The sequence below is a fragment of the Xanthomonas campestris pv. badrii genome (assembly GCF_012848175.1).
Taxonomy (GTDB): domain Bacteria; phylum Pseudomonadota; class Gammaproteobacteria; order Xanthomonadales; family Xanthomonadaceae; genus Xanthomonas; species Xanthomonas campestris_C.
Window position 1 is genome coordinate 1,297,972 of sequence record NZ_CP051651.1, and the last position, 19,097, is coordinate 1,317,068.

General features: G+C 66.5%; 12 protein-coding genes, 1 tRNA gene and 1 pseudogene. 6 read left to right on the forward strand and 8 right to left on the reverse strand.

Annotated features, from left to right (window positions below):
- Positions 1 to 17: 17 nt before the first annotated feature.
- From hpaM to HG421_RS05620, 3 genes are all read right to left on the reverse strand, one after another.
- Entirely contained in the window at positions 18 to 1,070 is a 1,053-nt protein-coding gene (gene hpaM / locus HG421_RS05610) for a type III secretion-associated outer membrane-bound protein HpaM (RefSeq protein WP_169705574.1), read from the reverse strand.
- Positions 1,071 to 1,346: 276 nt separating this feature from the next.
- Positions 1,347 to 3,485, reverse strand: coding sequence for a TonB-dependent siderophore receptor (locus HG421_RS05615; RefSeq protein ID WP_169705575.1), 2,139 nt, complete (start codon positions 3,483 to 3,485; stop codon positions 1,347 to 1,349).
- A 621-nt stretch (positions 3,486 to 4,106) separates the two neighbouring features.
- A complete protein-coding gene (locus tag HG421_RS05620; protein ID WP_169705576.1) occupies positions 4,107 to 6,497 on the reverse strand; it encodes a penicillin acylase family protein in 2,391 nt (796 codons plus the stop codon).
- Between the two features lie 146 nt (positions 6,498 to 6,643).
- On the opposite strand from HG421_RS05620, the gene bfr reads away from it, so the two are divergent.
- On the forward strand, positions 6,644 to 7,129 hold the full coding sequence (gene bfr, locus HG421_RS05625; RefSeq protein WP_064509054.1) for a bacterioferritin: 486 nt from the start codon (positions 6,644 to 6,646) through the stop codon (positions 7,127 to 7,129).
- Positions 7,130 to 7,472: 343 nt separating this feature from the next.
- On the opposite strand, the gene HG421_RS05630 is transcribed toward bfr, so the two are convergent.
- From HG421_RS05630 to HG421_RS05640, 3 genes and pseudogenes are all read right to left on the reverse strand, one after another.
- Entirely contained in the window at positions 7,473 to 8,129 is a 657-nt protein-coding gene (locus HG421_RS05630) for a thiopurine S-methyltransferase (protein ID WP_169705577.1), read from the reverse strand.
- Between the two features lie 288 nt (positions 8,130 to 8,417).
- Positions 8,418 to 10,661, reverse strand: coding sequence for a DNA topoisomerase IV subunit A (parC, locus tag HG421_RS05635; protein WP_169705578.1), 2,244 nt, complete (start codon positions 10,659 to 10,661; stop codon positions 8,418 to 8,420).
- Positions 10,662 to 10,722: 61 nt separating this feature from the next.
- Positions 10,723 to 10,897: pseudogene (locus HG421_RS05640) on the reverse strand (AraC family transcriptional regulator); the annotation flags it as partial.
- A 238-nt stretch (positions 10,898 to 11,135) separates the two neighbouring features.
- Here HG421_RS05640 and HG421_RS05645 point away from each other — a divergent pair.
- The 5 genes from HG421_RS05645 (at position 11,136) to HG421_RS05665 (ending at position 16,458) form a co-directional block, all read left to right on the forward strand.
- A complete protein-coding gene (locus HG421_RS05645; RefSeq protein ID WP_169705579.1) occupies positions 11,136 to 11,576 on the forward strand; it encodes a MarR family winged helix-turn-helix transcriptional regulator in 441 nt (146 codons plus the stop codon).
- Entirely contained in the window at positions 11,573 to 13,087 is a 1,515-nt protein-coding gene (locus HG421_RS05650; protein WP_169705580.1) for an AdeC/AdeK/OprM family multidrug efflux complex outer membrane factor, read from the forward strand. The genes HG421_RS05645 and HG421_RS05650 overlap by 4 nt, the downstream gene beginning before the upstream one ends.
- 10 nt (positions 13,088 to 13,097) lie before the next feature.
- Positions 13,098 to 14,291, forward strand: a complete 1,194-nt coding sequence (locus HG421_RS05655) for an efflux RND transporter periplasmic adaptor subunit (RefSeq protein ID WP_169705581.1) — start codon at positions 13,098 to 13,100, stop codon at positions 14,289 to 14,291.
- Positions 14,292 to 14,297: 6 nt separating this feature from the next.
- Positions 14,298 to 15,878, forward strand: coding sequence for a DHA2 family efflux MFS transporter permease subunit (locus HG421_RS05660; protein ID WP_169705582.1), 1,581 nt, complete (start codon positions 14,298 to 14,300; stop codon positions 15,876 to 15,878).
- 256 nt (positions 15,879 to 16,134) lie between these two features.
- Positions 16,135 to 16,458, forward strand: coding sequence for a hypothetical protein (locus HG421_RS05665; protein ID WP_169705583.1), 324 nt, complete (start codon positions 16,135 to 16,137; stop codon positions 16,456 to 16,458).
- Positions 16,459 to 16,661: 203 nt separating this feature from the next.
- Here HG421_RS05665 and HG421_RS05670 read toward each other — a convergent pair.
- Positions 16,662 to 16,748 (reverse strand) — tRNA-Leu (locus tag HG421_RS05670).
- A 142-nt stretch (positions 16,749 to 16,890) separates the two neighbouring features.
- Complete coding sequence (locus HG421_RS05675) at positions 16,891 to 19,080, reverse strand: beta-glucosidase family protein (protein WP_169708098.1); 2,190 nt, start codon at positions 19,078 to 19,080, stop codon at positions 16,891 to 16,893.
- Positions 19,081 to 19,097 lie beyond the last annotated feature (17 nt).

The following is a 19,097-nucleotide window of genomic DNA, read 5'->3' on the forward strand; positions in this document are numbered from 1 at the left end:
CTCTTGTCGCCAGCGTCCTATTGCTCGTGGCGCACGCAGTAGCCGTAGCGCTGCGGTTCGATATCCACGCCTGCCACATCGGCCTGGTTGTTGCGCCACAGGTTCGGCTTGAAGTCGGCGGCGGTGCAGTTGGCCGCACGGTCCACGCCGATGGTGTAGGTGAACGGCGTGTTGGCGAAGCGGTTGTTCTCGAACACGTTGTCCTGGCTCATGCTGTTGTCCCAGCACAGGATTTCCGGCGTGCGGTAACGGATGGCGCAGGCCAGGAACACGCCGGCCACCTTGTTGCCATCGAACACGTTGTTGCTGAAGCGGTTGCGTCGCGCATCCGACAGGTAGATGCCCTGGCTGCCGTTGCGCTCGAAGCGGTTGTTGCGGATCTCGCTGTCTTCCAGGTGTTCGGTGGTCAGCCCGGCAGCCACGTTGTCGTGGATGTAGTTGTTGACCATCGTGACCTTGGCGGTGCGGTTGAACGACACGCCGTCCCAGATCGCGCCGGACACATCGTTGTTTTCGATGGTGATCTCGCGCGTGTCGTATTCGCTCAACAGGCAGGCGCTGCGGCATTTGTTGACCTGCAGGCCGGCCAGCCGAATGCCCTGGCCGGAACGCACCACCACTGCGCTATTGCTCAGGTACGGGCGCTCGGGCATGAATTCCTTGTCGCCGGTGCTGGCGACGATCTGCATGTCTTCGATGCTGACATTGCGGATCACCCCGGTAGGTTGCTGGTTTTCGTAGTCGCCGACCACCAGCGCCGGCTGCTGCACGCCATCGGCCATGCGCAGGACGGTGCTGGGGCCCTTGCCGCGCAGGGTCAGGTTGCCGCGGTGGATCGAGACCAGGCCATTGAGCGGAAATTCGCCTTTTTCCAGGCACAACACGGCGGGTTTGTCGCTCTGCGGCAGTTTGTCGATGGCTTTCTGCAGGTCCTGTCCGGGCTTCACCTTGGCGGTGCAACTGGCCACCGGCGCGGCAGGCGGGCCGGCTGGGGCCGGTGGCGCGGCCGAACAGGCAGCAGCGAACACCAGGGGCAACAGGGCGGAAACGGTGCGGGCAAGCTGAGGCATGCGGATTCCGGTCGGTGGGGGGAGGAGGGCGATCGTGCTGGAGCGGGCTCCCGATCGCGACGGCCTCTAGTGTGTCCCACCGGACGTTAAGTTCCAGCCCATGCGTGCCGGCGCGATTGGGCGCAGGTTCATTGCCTGGGCCCGCGTGCGATGCGCGATGTGCGCCACGCCGCAGTTGCGGCAGCGCCCATTGCCGCAACGCGCGCGGTGTGACGCGTGCGCGGTGCATCGCCCGCATCCAGGTGGCAGCTGCATGCGACGTTCTGCCAGCCGTGCTTAGAAGCTGTACGCCAGCTGCGCGTAGATGCGGCGCGGCTCGCCTGGAAAGTGCCCGCCACGTGCATTGAAGCCGCTGACTGCATAGACCTTGTCGAACAGGTTCTTGACGTTGACCTGCAGCTTCCACGCATCCCACTGGGTCTGCCAGCTGATGTCGTAGATCGCATACGGCTTGACCCGCTGACCCTCCAGGCTGACGCGTTCGCCCACGTAATCGGCGCCGAACGCGATGGCTGAGCGCCAGGCCGGCAGGTCGTAACGCGTCCACAGCCCGAAGGTATTGCGCGGCGCATTGGCGAACCGGTCGCCGGAGGCATTGGTGATGCCATTGGTGCCGGCATCGAGCACGCGTGCGTCGTTGTAGGCGTAGGTGAGGTTGAGCACCCAGCGCTCGGTGAGGTCGGCCAGCAGGTCGACCTCCAGCCCTTCGCTGCGCACCAGCCCCAGTGCGGACAGCTGATTGACGCCGTCCACGATCTGCCCGTTCGCCTGCACGATATTGCTGCGCTCGATGCGGTACAGCGCGGTGTTCAAGGTGAGCCCGCCATCGTTGAGCGCGGTCTTCAGGCCCAACTCCCACTGCGTGCTGCGTTCCGGGTCGAAGGGCCCGCCCACGCTGGCGTCCTGGCTGGCCGCGTCCTGCGGCACGAAACCGCTGGCGTAACTGGCATAGGCATTGATTCCCTCGCGCAGTACCACCGTGCTGCCGACGCGCCAGCTGAGATCGTTGCCGGTGACGCGCGAATCATCCAGCAGGTTGTCGTCCTTGAAGCCGTCCCAGCGCAGCCCGGCCATCGCATGCCAGCGCGGGGTGAGGGTGAGTTCGTCCTGCAGATAGGCGCCGTAGCGCTGGCTGCGGGTGCTGGTGGCGCGCCAGGGCAGCGTGTCCAGGCCGTAGTCGTAGAAACCGCTGCGGCCGTACACCGGGTTGAACAGGTCGATGCCCGGCACCGGCCCACGCACGCGTCCGGTATCTGCGGTGTTGGCGGTCTGCGCGCGGAAGTCGGCATCCAGCCGGTAGTAGTCGGCGCCCATCAGCAATTTGTGCTCGATGCCGCCGGTGCTGGTGCGAAACACCGCGTTGAGGTTGCCGGAGATCGCATCGTTGTCGCGGTACTGGTTGCGCAACTGGCGCGTCATCCATTCGGCGGTGCCATCGCGATCGCGATCGATCAGGCCCATCGGCTCGTGATAGATCTGATGCTCATCGTTCTTGAACCAGCGCAGTGCCATGTCCACATCCCACGCGCTGGACGGCGAAAAGCGGTATTGCGCGAACGCCACCTTGGCGCGCATGTCCAGGAAGTCGGTGGGCTCGTTGTGGTTCCAGCGCCGGTCGGTGAGGAAGTTGCCCTCGTCGTCCACCGGCACGCCGCGCAGGCGGTTGCCGCCCAGGTTCTGGGTGATGTCGGTGTATTGCAGGATCAGTTCACCGGTCTGGCCGATGTCCAACGCCACCGACGCATCACCGATCTGGCTCTGGCTGTCGGTATTCCAGCGAAATCCGTTTTCGCCGTCGGCATACGCACCGATGCGGTAGCGCACGCGTCCGTCGGCGCGCGCCGGGCCGGTGGCTTCGAACGAGGCCGCGCCGAAGGATTGGTTGCCAAGCTGCAGTTCCACCCGCCGCTGCGCCTGATGCGCAGGCTTGCGGGTGACGTAGTTGATGACGCCGCCCGGTTCGCCGCCGCCATACAGGGCGCCGGCGGGGCCCTTGAGCACTTCCACCCGTTCGATATTGAACAGCTGCGGCACCGAGAAACCGGCATACGGATCGCCACGCAGCCCGTCGTACAGCACGTTTTCCTGGCGAAACCCGCGCAGGGTGACGCCGGCATAGCTGAAGAAGCTGATGCCGCTGATGCTGCGGTATAGGTCGGTGATCTGCCGCGCAGCCTGATCGTCGATCAGCTCGCGCGGCAACACCTGCACCGACTGCGGCACCAGTGCCAACGGCGTGTCGGTGCGCGTGGCCACCGCCGCGTCCTCGGATTTGTACAGGGTCTGCGCACGGCCGATGACGTTGACACCATCGAGCTCGGTAACATCGGTGTGGGCGTGTTGCTGGGCGGCGGCGCGCGGCGAGGGCAATGCCAAGGCGGCGGCGAGTGCGGTGACAAGGAGCGTGGGGCGCATTGGTTACGAATGGGAATGGTTATCAAATGCATCTTAGCATGATGTGCTTGCTTGATTGGGCGGAGTGCCAGCGAAGCAGTAGCTGCAGGTGCACGGATGTGCAGAGGTGCAGAAGTGCAGAAGTGCAGAAGTGCAGAGCATTCCTTCTCCCATTGGGAGAAGGTGCCCGAAGGGCGGATGAGGGTGCGAGCGAAGCCGAGTGCTGCATGTCATGCAGGAAGCCGTTCGTAAGGCAGAAGGCTGATTGAAACCAGCGCAGGATGCGTGGCATCGCAGTCCATAGGTGGCATGAAATGCACGCGCACCTCACCCGAACTCCCGCTTTGCGCCCTCGCCAGCCCTTACGGCGCGGCCGCTCCACCGCTTACGCGCCGGTGACGCGTAAGCGGTGCATTCTCTTCCCGGGAGAGAGGGGCCTGCATCAGCACCGGGGCGCTTGCTGTTCCCGGAAAGGGATCAGTGCAGTTCAACGACGTCTTCTGCTTTCGACCAAATCCCGATTGAGCGTGGAGCTCGCGATCAACGAGGCAACGCGAATGCACCAACTTGCTCGTGTCGATAACGAGGCAATGCAAACACGCCGACTTCCTCGTATCGATCAAAAAAGCGCCACGAACATGCCTACTTCGGCTGCAACTGCAGCGTATAGCGGGTGGCGGTCGGCAAGAATGGGGTGGGCCGGCCATGTACCCAATCGTCGTGTCCCGCCCCCCAGAACGGCGACAACGGGTGTCCGCTCTGGCCGCCCGGCATGTGCACGATGCCGTCCTGCTCGTGGCCGGGCGACACCACCATGCGTTCGGAGGCGCCGAATGCCGGGCCTTGCACGCGCGGCATGTCGCGGTCGCCCGGCAGTCGATCGGGTGGCATGCACAGCCAGCGCCTGGCGAGCGCGGGCAATGCCCGCGCGATCGGGTGACAGATGGCGGCGGTATTGCGTTCGCCCCAGGTGCGCTCGCTGAGCGGCTGGCCCGGCTCGCCTTGCGCGAGTAGCGCAGTGTGCGCATCGCGCGCGGCATCGATGAGGAGCTGATCCCAGCTGGCCTGGTCTGGCGGCAGCAGATGCGCCGGGCGCTGCTGCAGCAACGGCCAGACGATCCCTTCCAGCTGTGCCCGCCGCGGCGCCAGGAATGCCTCGCCTAGCGCCGACCTGGCTGGCGCCAGCAGGCCTGCTTCCACCGCGTCGATGGTCTTGTTGCGGAAGTCGCGCACGATGCGGTAGCTGACCGAGCTGGCGGACGCATGGCCGTCCCACTGCCGCGTGGCGCGCTCGATCTGCTGCAATGCCGGATCCTTGCTGTGCGTGACCACGTCACGCAACAGCTGCCACCAGCGCGTCAGCAGCACCGCGCGATCGTCCAGCTGGATCGCCAGCAGGTCGCGTTCGGTAAACCGCTGCTTGGCGAACAGGTCGTCGCGGATCTGCTGCGCCCGCGCGCCGAGGTCGTAGCCCGCATTGCCGAGGGTCGCCAGCTGCTGCGCGTCGACGACGCGGCTGTTGGCGGTCCAGAGACGATGCGAGGGCGGGTCGACCAAGGCCGGCGCGTCATCGCTGCGCACCGGCCAGGGCGTGCAGCCAACCGCGCGCGTGGCTGGCTGCGGTGTTGCCGGCAGTGGGGTGCTTGCCAGCTCGGCGATGCCGGTCGGGCTGCAGCCGGCATTGCGCGCAGGGCGCGCGCCGATCAGGCGCCAGGCGATGCGTCCGCTGCGGTCGGCCACCAGCAGGTTCTGTGCGGGAATGCCCGAGCGGTCCGCCACGGCGAACGCGCCCTCCAGGTCGCCGGCGCTGCTCATCTGCGCAAACTCCAGGCCGATCGCGCCGGGCAATTGCGCGGCCCAGCGCAACGCCAGCAGGCTGCCGTCGGCGTTCGCGTGCACGATCGGCCCCCAGGCCGCTTCGCGCACCTCGAAGCGTACCGGCGCGGCGCCGGCCACGCGGATGGTTTCCACATGGGTGATCAGCGCTTGCGGATGCGCGGGCGTTGCAGCAGGAATGCGTGCGAAGTCGGCGGTGTCGATATAGCTGTTGGTGAAGGCCCAGGCCACATGGCCATTGCTGCCCACCACCATCGCCGGCAGGCCGGGCAGGGTGAAACCGGTGACATCCACCTTGCCGTCGGTGGCGCTGGTGTCGGGATAACGCAGCCGCGCGCGGAACCAGATATTGGGTGCGCGCAGGCCCAGGTGCATGTCGTCGGCGACGATGGCGCGGCCGTCTGCGGTGAGCGTGCCATCCACCGCGAAGTTGTTGCTGCCCGGGGTGGTTTGCTCGGCGTGCGGTGTGGTGGGCGGATGCGGCAGGCGGCGCAGGTCCAGCGCTGCCGCATCCGGCAAGCTGGCATCGCCCTGGGGTGGGCCGAACAGGGGCGCATCCCAGCTCGACCCCTGGTGATCGAGCAGCGCGGCCAGCGCAGGCGGCACCACGGCGCGAATGCGTGCGGCGGCCAGTTCGGTCTGGTTGTCGTTGTCCTGCAGGTCGGCATACATCGCCATGCCGGTGAGGATGGAATCTTCCATGCTCCAGGCGCGCGGGGTCTGGCGCAGCAGCAGGTATGCCCAGGGCCGCACCCGCAACGCCGCCAGCCCGGCGTTTACCCCGTCGGTATACGCCTGCAGCGCGTCGCGCTGACCGCCCATGGCGATCTCCAGGCTGGCGCGCACGCGTGCGCGCAGCCGATGCACGCGATTGCGCTTGTCCAGATCCAGCGCCTTGGCACCGAACAGCTCGGACAGCTCGCCGGCCGGCGCACGCCGCATCAGGTCCATTTCGAAGTAACGTTCCTGCGCATGCACGTAGCCGAGCGCACGCATCGCATCGATCCGGTCCTGCGCATCGATGGTGACCACGCCGTTGCCATCGCGCTGCACGCCCACCGGTGCGCGCAGGCCGGCGAGCGCGGTAGCACCGTCCAGCTGCGGCAGGCTGCCGCGCAGCAGCAGGTACACGGTCGCAACGGCGGCCAGCGCCAGCGCCACGATTCCCAGCGATAGCCGGCCCAGCCATTGACGCATTGTCGGTTCCTCGAGTTCGGTTGAAGTGTGGCTGGCGGACATGACCGTGATGGGTCTGGCCGCAAGCGCAACTGAAAGTGATTCCGATTAGATCATTGCCCGCCCGCATAGGGCACCATGCGCGCATTGCGTCGCTGGAGCACACCATGAAAGGCCATCCCGAAGTCGTCGATTACCTCAAGCAGCTGCTGCGCGGCGAGCTGGCGGCACGCGACCAGTATTTCCTGCACTCGCGCCGCTACGAGGACCAGGGCCTGATGGCGCTGTACGAGCGCATCAACCATGAGATGCAGGAAGAGACCGAGCACGCCGACGCGCTGCTGCGGCGAATTCTTTTCCTTGAAGGCGACCCGGACATGCGTCCGGCCGAGTTCACCCCGGGCAAGACCGTGGTGGAGATGCTCGAGCGCGATCTTGTCGTGGAATACGAAGTGCGTGCCGCGCTCGCCGCCGGCATGAAGCTGTGCGAGGAGCATGGCGACTACGTCAGCCGCGATGTGCTGCTCAAGCAGTTGCAGGACACCGAGGAAGACCACGCTTGGTGGCTGGAGCAGCAGCTGGGCCTGATCAAGCGGATCGGCCTGGAGCTGTACCAGACCTCGAAGATCGACAAGGGCCACGTCGCCGGTTAAGTGGCGCGTGGCGTGGCAGACGCGGCGTTGCGCCCGGCGAGGCGGAGCGCTGCGCTGTGCATCAGGGGGCGCTGAACAGGGCAGTTTCTCTCGTCCAGGGGTAGCGGCGTTGGCCAGCTGGGCAAGTCGCCTGCGTTCGTCAGCACAGGGCCGCTTTTGCGTTTGCGCCGTACGGCGCCTAGATGCAGGGCGTCAACGACGGCGCGCCACTGGCCTTGCGTGGCCCCGCGCCTGGAGCGATGCATTGAGCCCGAACGTCGGCAACCCGAGGTCGCTGCTGCATCAGCGCCAGCCAGTGCGGCGTCAGGCCGGGGACATGGGCCGCGCACGACCCCGCCGGCACTCAGCAGCGCTGCAGGCGATAGACCGCGGTAGTCAGCGCGGTGACGCCCTCGGCGCGAAAGCGCGGTTCCTGCGCGAGGATGTCGCGCTGTTCCAGCTGCTGCACCTGCCACTGCGCATCGAATAGCGCATGCACTTCGGCGGCATCCACCGCGAAGGGGGGGCCGGCCTTTTCGGCCTGCGGATAGTCCAGGGTGATCAGCAGTCCGCGGCAAGCGGCCGGCAGGCGCGCGTAGGTCGTGTGCAGGTACTGCCGGCGCAGGTCGGCGGGCAACGCTACCAGTGCTGCACGGTCATACACCGCCACGCAATCGGCCAGCGCGCTGCGATCGAGTGCGAACGCGTCGCCACAGATGATCTCGATGGGGCCGGCGATGAAATGCTCGCCCGCGCTGCTGGTGTGGCGCTGCGGCTGCAGGCCTGCTTCGGCGAAGAACTGCGCCACGGCCAGCGGCGACAGCTCCACGCCCAAGACACGATGGCCTTGCGCGGCCAGCCAGTGCATGTCCAGCGTCTTGCCGCACAGCGGTACCAGCACGCGTGCCGCATGTGGCAGCTGCAGTGCCGGCCAGTGCTTTTGCAGCAGCGGCATGACCTCGTCCTGATGAAAGCCTGTCTGTCCGTCCTGCCAGCGTTGCAACCAGAAATCGGTGTCCATGTCGTCGTCCTGTCAGGCACTGCGGTCGTCGAAGCAATCCGCAACCGCGCGCCGCCGCGCGCGATGAGTGAATGCCCGTTACTGCACCTCCAGCCCATCCACTTTCTGCCGCGCCTCAGCAGCCTGAGGCGATAACAATGTCAGTCGCGCCGCCGCGCGCCAGACGAGTGAATCACCGTCACTGCACTTCCAGCCGGTCGACCTTCTGCCGCGCCTCAGCAGCCTGAGGCGACCGCAATGCCAGTTGCGCCACTGCGCGCCGGCGCGCGCCAGATGAGTGAATCACCGTCACTGCACCTCCAGCCCATCCACCTTCTGCCACCCTCTCGGCAACAACGCCCCACGGCTCGCACGCGCACCCACATACATATCCAGATCCTTGAACGACAGGCTCATGGTGCGCGCGCCGCTGCGGACCAGCAGGGTGTTGCCGGGGGCCACCGCAACCACCGCCACCACGCGCTCGGTGCCGAGCTTGGCCTTGGGGATCTCGATGATCTTGTTGCCCTTGCCCTTGTCCAGCTCGGGCACGTCGGTGGCCGGCACCGCCAGCAGGTTGCCGGCGCTGGTGACCGCGACAATCCGGTCGGTCTGCGGGTTGCTCACCTGCGCCGGCGTGAGCACGTGCGAACCTGCGGTGAGATTGAGCATGGCCTTGCCGGCCTTGTTGCGGCCGGTGAGGTTTTCGAAGCGGGTGACGAAGCCATAGCCGTGCGAGGACGCCAGCACGAAGCGGGTGGCGTTGTCGGCGCTGGCCATGACCTGGAATGCGGCGCCCGACGCCGGCGAGAACCGCCCGGTCAGCGGCTCGCCGTTACCGCGCGCCGAGGGCAGGGTGTGCACCGCAGTGGAATAGGCGCGGCCATCCGAATCCAGGAACGCCACCTGGTGGGTGCTGCGGCTGCGCACCGCCACCAGCAGGCCATCGCCATCGCGGTACGACATGCCGGCCGGATCCACCTCATGCCCCTTGGCCGCGCGCACCCAGCCCTTCTCGGACAGCACCACGGTCATCGGTTCGCTGGCGACCATCTCGGTTTCGTCGATGGCCTGCGCGGCGCCGCGCTGCACCAGCGGCGAGCGGCGTGCGTCGCCGAACTTCTTGGCGTCGGCAGTGAGCTCGTCCTTGATCAGCTTCTTCAGCTTGGCCTTGCTGTCGAGGATGGCCATGATCTGCGCGCGTTCCTTGGCAAGCGCTTCCTGCTCGCCACGGATCTTCATTTCTTCCAGGCGCGCCAGCTGGCGCAGCTTGGTTTCCAGAATGTATTCGGCCTGTTCCTCGCTCAGCGCAAAGCGCGAGATCAGCACCGGCTTGGGTTCGTCCTCGCTGCGGACGATGCGGATCACTTCGTCCAGGTTGAGGAAGGCCACCAACAGGCCTTCCAACAGGTGCAGGCGACGCTCGACCTTCTGCAGGCGATGGTTGAGGCGGCGGGTCACCGTGTCGCTGCGGAAGGTCAGCCATTCGCTCAGCAGGTGCTTGAGGTTCTTGACCTGCGGGCGGCCATCCAGGCCGATCACGTTGAGGTTGACGCGGTAGCTGCGTTCCAGGTCGGTGGTGACGAACAGGTGGCCCATCAGCTGCTCGGCATCCACGCGGTTGGAGCGCGGTACCAGCACCACCCGCACCGGGCTGGTGTGGTCGGATTCGTCGCGAATGTCTTCCAGCCACGGCAGCTTCTTGGCGCGCATCTGCTGGGCGATCTGCTCGATCACCTTGGACGGCGAGACCTGATACGGCAACGCGTCGATGACGATGTTGGCGTGTTCTTTTTTGTAGGTGGCACGCGCACGCACGCTGCCGTGGCCGGTTTCGTAGATGTTTCGCAGGTCGGCGGGCGCAGTGATGATCTCGGCGGTGGTCGGGTAGTCCGGGCCCAGTACGTGCTCGCACAGGTCGGCGACGCTGGCGTCGGGGTCGTCGAGCAGGCGCAGCAGCGCGCTGACGATCTCGTTGAGATTGTGCGGCGGCACGTCGGTGGCCATGCCGACCGCAATGCCGGTGGTGCCGTTGAGCAGCAGGTGCGGCAGGCGCGCCGGCAACCAGGTGGGTTCTTCCAGGGTGCCGTCGAAGTTGGGCGCCCAGTCGGTGGTGCCCTGGCTGATTTCGCCCAGCAGCACTTCGGCGATCGGGGTCAGCTTGGATTCGGTGTAACGCATCGCCGCGAACGACTTGGGATCGTCGGTGGAGCCGAAGTTGCCCTGGCCTTCGATCAGCGGATAGCGGTACGAGAACGGCTGCGCCATTAGCACCAGCGCCTCGTAGCAGGCGCTGTCGCCATGCGGGTGGTACTTACCGATCACATCGCCCACGGTGCGCGCGGACTTCTTCGGCTTGGCGGCCGCGTTCAGGCCCAGCTCGCTCATCGCATAGACGATGCGGCGCTGCACCGGTTTCAGGCCATCGCCCAGGAACGGCAGGGCGCGGTCCAGCACCACGTACATCGAATAGTCGAGATAGGCGCGTTCGGCGTACTCGCGCAGCGGCAGCTGTTCGAAGCCATGGAAAGTGGGGCGGGTCAGATCGGTCATGTAAAGCCAGGTCCTGCGTGAAGAAGAATCCGCACCGTGGCGCGGACTCGAAGAGCGCCGATTATCCGGATGCGGCGGGGGATGCCAAGCCGCACGCGTGGCCGCCGGCCAGATAGCGCGTGGGCGGGGCGCCGAAATGGCGGTGGAACGGGCTGGCGAAGGCGCCGGGGCTGAGCTAGCCGAGCGGGCCGGCCGCTAGAGCGACTGCGTGCCCTGCTAAGCCGGCGCAGGCCTTCACACGCTGCGCAGATCGGTCAGGTAGGCGATCAGCACCGGGCCGTCGGCCCGCCCGACGCTGGCCTCGACCCAGGCGGTGGCGCGTCCACGATGAGGGCGGGGTCTCGCTAGTCATTGGCTGAAGCGTATGGCCGGGCCAGCACTGGCGTCGCGTATGGAACGGATCCTTGCGGATAGTGTAATAAACAAAAATATATTTGCTTTGACAAATATATTTTTTGTAACAAAATAGCGGGCATGAATCCTCCGCCACCTTCCTCTCCGTCGTTCGGGCTGCTGTTGCGCCAGGTGCGCGATGCGCTAATGCGCCAGCTCGATGCCGAGATGAAGGGCGAACTGCCCGACTTCGGTTTCAGTCACTACGTCGGCCTGAAGGTGCTGTCGGTGCGCTCGCCGTGTACGGCCAACGAGCTGGCGCTGGCGCTGGACCAGACCCCGAGCGCGGTGACCCGCCTGCTCGACAAGCTCGAAGCGCTCGGCGCCGTGCGGCGCGAGCCGCACGCCCAGGATCGGCGCGCGCTGCAGATCGTCATGACCGAGCAGGGCGTGGCGTTGTGGGAGCGCCTGCGCCAGCGCGGTGAGCGTGCGATCGAGCACGGCCTGCGCGACCTGTCCGCCCCTGAGCGCGAGCAACTCACCTCGCTTCTCATCCGTGTCCGCGATGCACTCAACTCATGAACGCTGCTAGTTCCTTTTTTCAGACGCTGCGCCCGCGCTCGATGCGCCTGGCGCGGCCGCTTGTCCTCACCGCGCTGAGCCTGGCGCTGGCCGCATGTGCCAGTAGCCGTGGCCTGGCGCCGCAAGGCACCGTGCTGCAGCCCGGCGACGTGCATGCCGAGCGCACCCTGGCGCAGGCCGGGCTGAGTCCGGCCTCGTGGCCGGCCAGCGACTGGTGGCGCGCGCTGGGCGATGCACAGCTGGACGCCCTCATCGCCGAAGGCCTGCAGCACAGCCCCAGCCTGGCCTCTGCCGATGCGCGGCTGCGCCAGGCCCATGCGCGCATCGGCAGCGCGCAGGCCGAGCGCGGCCCCAGCCTGTCGGTGTCCGGCGGCTACACCGGAGTGCAGCTGCCCGAATCGATGGTCGGCGACGAACTGGGTGGCAGCTACGGCGGCAGTGCGCAGATGGTGCTGGACTTCCGGTATGGCGTGGATCTGTGGGGCGGCAAGCGTGCCGCCTGGGAAGCGGCGGTGGACCAGGCGCATGCGGCCGAGGTGGATGCGCAGGCGGCGCGGCTGAACCTGTCGGCGGCGATCGCCGAAGGCTATGCACAACTGGCCTATGCGTGGAGCCTGCACGATGTGGCCAACGATGAGCTGGGCCGCGCGCGCAAGACCCTGGAGCTGACGCAGCAACGCCGCGGTGCCGGGATCGACAGCGACCTGCAGGTGCGTCAGGCGCAGGCGCGCGTGCCCGCCGCGCAGCAGCAACTGCAGTCCGCGCAGCAACAGATCGATCAAGCGCGCACCGCACTGGCCGCGCTGGTCGGGCAGGGCCCGGATCGCGGTCTGCAGATCGCCCGCCCGACCCTGGGCACCGGGCTCGCCACGCAGCTGCCGAGCAGCTTGCCGGCCGATCTGCTGGGCCGACGCCCGGACGTGGTAGCGGCGCGCTGGCGGGTGGAGGCGGCCGACAAGGACATCGCAGTCGCCAAGACCCGCTTCTATCCCAGCCTCAACCTCACTGCGCTAGGTGGGGTGGTCAACCCGGAGCTCGGCAAGCTGCTGGAAAGCGGCTCGGTGTTCGGGTTGGTGGCGCCGGCGCTGAGCCTGCCGATCTTCGACGGCGGCAAGCTGCGCGCCAACCTGGCCGGCAGCGATGCGCAATACGACCTGGCCGTGGCCGACTACAACCAGAAGGTGATCGCCGCGCTGCGCGAAGTGGCCGACCAGGTCACCGCCGTGCGTTCGCTGCAGCAGCGTGCGCAGGCGCAGGACGATGCCGTACAGACGGTGGGCGCGGCCTTCGATCTCGCCCAGCAGCGTTACCGCGCCGGCATCGGCAGCTATCTGGAAGTGCTCAGCGTGCAGGAGCAGTTGCTCGTTGCACGCCAGCGCATGGCCGGGCTGCAGTCGCAACAACTCCTGGCCTCGGTGAGGCTGCAGCGTGCACTGGGCGGCGGATTCACGCCGGAGCCCGCACGCGACACCGCACGCACCGCGCCCACTTCCGCACAACCGAATTCCTGAGACATCGACGATGAGCCAGACGACTCCTGCTTCTTCCCAACCCGCGCCGGCCGCACCCAGCAAGCGCCGAGCGGCGCTGCGCATCGTGGCCATTCTGGTGATCCTGGCGATCATCGGTCTGGTGGCGTGGTACTTCCTGGTCGGCCGCTGGCACGAGGACACCGACGACGCCTACGTGCAGGGCAACCAGGTGCAGATCACCCCGATGGTGGGCGGCACCGTGGTCAGCATCGGCGCCGAAGACGGCATGCGCGTGGAGCGCGGCCAACTGCTGGTGCAGCTGGACCCGGCCGATACCGCGGTGGCGCTGCAGCAGGCCGAAGCCAACCTGGCCAAGACCGTGCGCCAGGTGCGCGGTCTGTACCGCAGCGTGGAAGGTGCGCAGGCCGAAGTGTCCGCGCGCGAAGTGACGCTGCGCAGTGCCCGTGCCGACTTCGCCCGCCGCAGGAATCTGGCCGCCAGCGGTGCCATCTCCAACGAAGAACTGGCGCATGCCCGCGAAGAACTGGCGGCCGCCGAGGCCGCGGTGAGCGGTTCGCGCGAGAGCTTGGAGCGTAATCGCGCGCTGGTGGACGACAGCGCCCTGGCCAACCAACCGGACGTGCAGACCGCCGCCGCGCAGGTCCGCCAGGCCTATCTCAACCATGCGCGCACCGGTGTGGTGGCGCCGGTCTCCGGTTATGTGGCGCGGCGCTCGGCGCAGGTTGGCCAGCGCGTGCAGCCGGGTAGCGTGCTGATGGCGGTGGTGCCGCTGGAGCAGGTGTGGGTGGAAGCCAACTTCAAGGAAACCCAGCTCAAGCACATGCGCCTGGGCCAGGAAGTGGAGCTGCATTCGGATCTGTACGGCGGCGGCGTGGATTACACCGGTCGCATCGAAAGCCTGGGCCTGGGCACCGGCAGCGCGTTCTCGCTGCTGCCGGCGCAGAACGCCAGCGGCAACTGGATCAAGATCGTGCAGCGCGTGCCGGTCCGCATCGTGGTGGACAGCAAGCAGCTGGCCAGCAACCCGTTGCGCATCGGCCTGTCGATGAAGGTCGATGTGAACCTGCACGACCAGCAGGGCCGCGTGCTGCCGGCCAAGGCCGCCACGGGCGCGGTGTTTTCCACCGATGTGTATGCGCAGCAGCTCCAGGCCGCCGACGCCGACATCCATCGCATCATCCAGGACAACCTGCCGACGCAGGCTGCCACCAAGGCGGGCTGAGCCACCATGTCTTCGCAAGCTCCCACCGCGCCCGGCGGCCCGGCGGCACCGGCGCCCGCGGCCGGCTTTCGCCCGGCGAGCGTGGTGTTGTGCACCGTGGGCCTGGCGATGGCCTCGTTCATGCAGGTGCTGGACACCACCATCGCCAACGTCTCGCTGCCCACCATCGCCGGTAATCTCGGCGCCAGTTCGCAGCAGGCCACCTGGGTCATCACCTCGTTCGCGGTGAGCACCGCGATCGCGTTGCCGCTGACCGGCTGGCTGAGCCGTCGTTTCGGCGAAACCAAGTTGTTCGTGTGGTCCACGCTGGCCTTCACCGTCGCCTCGCTGCTGTGCGGGCTTGCGCAGAGCATGGGCATGCTGGTGGTGGCGCGCGCGCTGCAGGGCTTTGTGGCCGGCCCGATGTATCCCATCACCCAGAGCCTGCTGGTGTCGATCTATCCGCGCGACAAACGCGGGCAGGCGCTGGCGTTGCTGGCGATGATCACGGTGGTGGCGCCGATCGCCGGCCCGATCCTGGGCGGCTGGATTACCGACAACTACAGCTGGGAATGGATCTTTCTGATCAATGTGCCGCTTGGCATCATCGCCAGCAGCATCGTCGGTTCGCAGTTGCGCCATCGCCCCGAACAGCTCGAAAAGCCGCGCATGGACTATATCGGCCTGATCCTGCTGGTGGTGGGCGTGGGTGCCCTGCAGCTGGTGCTGGACCTGGGCAACGACGAAGACTGGTTTTCCTCGGACAAGATCATCGTACTGGCCTGCGTTGCCGCGGTCGCGCTGGTGGTGTTCGTGATCTGGGAGCTGACCGACACCGATCCCATCGTCGATCTCAAGTTGTTCCGGCATCGCAACTTCCGCGCCGGCACCCTGGCGATGGTGGTGGCGTATGCGGCATTCTTCAGCGTGAGCCTGCTGATTCCGCAATGGCTGCAGCGCGACATGGGCTACACCGCGATCTGGGCTGGCCTTGCGACCGCACCGATCGGCATCCTGCCGGTGCTGATGACGCCGTTCGTGGGCAAATACGCGCTGCGCTTCGACCTGCGCATGCTGGCCACCATCGCCTTCGTGTTCATGTCGTTCACCAGCTTCTTCCGCTCCAACTTCAACCTGCAGGTGGACTTCGCCCATGTGGCCACGATCCAGCTGGTGATGGGCGTGGGCGTGGCGCTGTTCTTCATGCCGGTGCTGCAGATTTTGCTGTCGGATCTGGATGGTCGCGAGATTGCGGCAGGCTCGGGCCTGGCCACCTTCCTGCGCACGCTGGGCGGCAGTTTCGCCGCCTCGCTGACCACCTATCTGTGGGCGCGCCGCACCCAGGTGCACCATGCGCATATCACCGAACACATCTCGGTCTATACGCCTGGCATGCAGGAGCAGGTCACCGCCATGGGGCAGGGCGATCTGCAACGTGGCGCGGCCTTTCTCAACAACATGATCAACCACCAGGCCTCCCAGATGGGCTTCAACGACATTTTCTACCTGCTGGGCTGGACCTTCCTGGCGATCATCTTTCTCCTGTGGCTGGCCAAGCCGCCGTTCGGTGCAGGCGCAGGTGGTGCGGCGGCGGCGGGTGGGCATTGAGCACGGGTGACAAGGCGTTTGGCCGCTCTAACATCGGCTAAGACAACGACCTCATGCCGGTCTGGTGCAGAGCGGGTGATCTGCGACTTGGCTGCAGGGCCCTTGCCCGCCCACCCTCGCGGGACACGCCGCAAGTACATCCATGTAGGCTCTTACGCGGCATCCATGCCGCGTAAGGTCCCGCGACGGTGGGCGGGCAAGGGCCGATCAAGATGGTCGGTGTATTTAGCGCTTTTGAAAGCAACCAACAAAAGTTGTGTCGGAGAAGCTCATCGCCTTTGCCCTGCAGTCGCCTGTCGATCACGACACCCAGTTGTTGGCCGATGCACTGCATGCGGACAAGAGCATCCCCCTCAATCAACTCGAGGCGGTGGTCAACACGACGGGCTACACCATTCTGTCCAATCTCGGCGCAGATGCGACGATTCGTATATTCGCGCTCAACGTGCTGCTGTTTCCGGCGTCCAGCAATGCGCTGGACAGCCTTGCCGAGGCGTATGAAGCAAGCGGAGATCTCGCCCATTCAAGCGCCATCAGGCAGCGCATCAAGAACATGTCCACTCCGCCTGGAAAACCATGATCCGACTTGAGGGGGTGTGAGGCCTCAGTTGTTTGTTGCTGGTTGCAGCTCGATTGCCCAGTTCTGCGTTGCGCCGCCGTTGTCGCATTCGGGCTGTGCTGCCGATCGGCACGCTCACCAATGTCGAGGGGCTATTGTCCAAGACATCGCCCAACGCAAAAAACCTCGCCGAAGCGAGGTTTTTTACGATCTACCGTGAGTCGTGGTGCCCAGGAGAGGACTCGAACCTCCACGAAGTTGCCCCCGCTAGCACCTGAAGCTAGTGCGTCTACCAATTCCGCCACCTGGGCGACTCAGGGTGCGAATTGTGCAAGCTGCGCGTGCGGCTGTCAACGCATCTTCTGCAAAAATATTTGCCGTTGCCCGCGCTGTGCGTGACCGGGACAGCGCCACCATCGGCGCAGGCGCGCGGCATGCGTCCGCCACTGCCGCTTACGGCAGCTGCGTGGCCTGCAAGGCGACCTCCACGCTCTGCACCGGTTCGCTGGCAGAGCGCGCCAGCTGCACGCGATACGTGCCCGCTGCGATCTTCCAGTGCCGTGCCTTCGCGTCGAAATCGGCCAGCGTCTTCGGCTCGGCCACTACCTGCACGCGGCGCTTCTCGCCGGGCTTGAGCGTGAGCTTCTGCCAGCCGATCAGCCGCAGCGGGGTGGCGTGGCCCTCCGGCAGCATGAGGTAGAGCTGCGGTACTGCAGCGCCTTCGCGTTCACCGGTGTTCTCCACGTCGAAACGCGCGGTGAGCGTGCTGCCTGTTGCATCCACCTGCAGGTTGCCCATGTCAAAGCGGGTGTACGACAGGCCATGTCCGAACGGATAACGCGGGGTGAGCTTGCGTGCGGCAAACCATTTGTAGCCGACGTTGGCACCTTCGATGGTGTAATCGATGCTGTCCTCGCCGGGTTTGGCCGGCTTGAAGCCAAGGCCGGGAATCGACGGGCGCGGCAGCTGCGATTCGTCCACCGGCCAGGTCACCGGCAGGTGGCCGGAGGGATTCACCGCGCCGGTCAGCAGGTTGGCGATCGCCTCGCCGCCGCCGATGCCCGGGTACCACGCTTGCAGCACCGCCGGCACGCGCTCGGCCCAGGGCATGCGCACCGGCCCGTTGGTTTCCAGCACCACGGTGGTCTTGGGGTTGGCTTTGGCTACCGTCTCGATCAGGGCGTCCTGGTTGTCGGGCAGCCGCATGTCCGGCAGGTCCACCGATTCGGCCGCCCACTGGGTGGCAAATACGATCGCCACATCGGCGGCCTTGGCCGCGCGTGCGGCCGCATTGCGATCCTTGCCATCCACGTAGTCGATCTGCACGTTCGGCAATGCGGCGCGCAGCGCCTGCAGCGGCGAAGACGGATGGATGATCACCGGGCCCGGCCAGGTGGTCGGGGTGAGGCCGGGCACCGCATTGCCGCCGTTGATGGTGTAGTCCACGCGCGAGGAGCCGCCACCGGACATCACGCCCTTGTCGGCATAGCCGCCGATGACCGCGATGCGGCGCACCTGGCTGGATAGCGGCAAGGTGGCCTGCTCGTTACGCAGCAGCACGCTGCCTTCTTCGGCAACATGCTGCGCGGCCAGTTGCCCGGCCTTGCCATCGATGGGCTGACGCTGGGTCGGGTGATCGAATGCGCCATGCGCGAACAGGCTGCGCAAGACCCGCTTGACCATATCGTCCAGGCGCGCACGCGGCACCACCCCGGCACCCACCGCCATGCGCAGCGGCGCATCGAAGAACACCGCCGCATCGAACACTTCGCCGGCCGATTGCTGGTCCAGCCCGGCCAGCGCGGCCTTGGAGCCGCTGTGCACGCCGCCCCAATCGGACATCACGTAGCCGGGGTAGTGCCATTCCTGCTTGAGCACCTGGTTGAGCAGGTAATCGTGCTCGCAGCCGTAGATGCCATTGATCTTGTTGTAAGAGCACATCACCGAGGCGGGGTCGCCGATCTTCAGCGCGATCTCGAAGGCCAGCAGGTCCGATTCGTGCATGGCCTGCTCGCCGAGTTGCGCGCTGTGGAAGTTGCGCCGGGTTTCCATGTCGTTGAGTGCGAAGTGCTTCATCGTCGACAACACATGTGCGCTCTGCACGCCGCGGATCGACTCGCCGACCATGCTGCCTGCCAGCAGCGGGTCTTCGCCGGCATATTCGAAATTGCGGCCGTTGCGTGGATCGCGCTGCAGGTTGACGCTGCCGGCCAGCAGCACGTTGAAGCCCTGCTGCCAGGATTCGCGGCCCATGGTCCGGCCGCCGGCAAAGGCCAGCTGTCGATTCCAGCTGGACGCGGTGGACGGGCCCGACGGCATCGCGGTGGCGTAGTCGCCCTTGCGGATGCCGCCGGGATTGGTGACGCCGACACCGGCATCGGCCAGTTGTTGCGCCGGGACGCCCAGCCGTGGAATGCCGGGCACATAGCCGGCCGAGCCCAGCGCGCCCTCGGGCTTGGGGATCTTGTCGGTGCCCAGGCCGAAGTAGCTGCGCAACATCTGGAATTTTTCGTCGTCGCTCATCTGGGCGAGCAGCCGGTCGGCACGCTGGTCCGCCGTCAGTGCGGTATCCATCCACGGCTGCGGCGCCGCTGCCGTTTGCGCCACCGCCGCCGGTGCGGCCAGGGCCATGCCCAGGTACATCACCACCGCCAGCACCA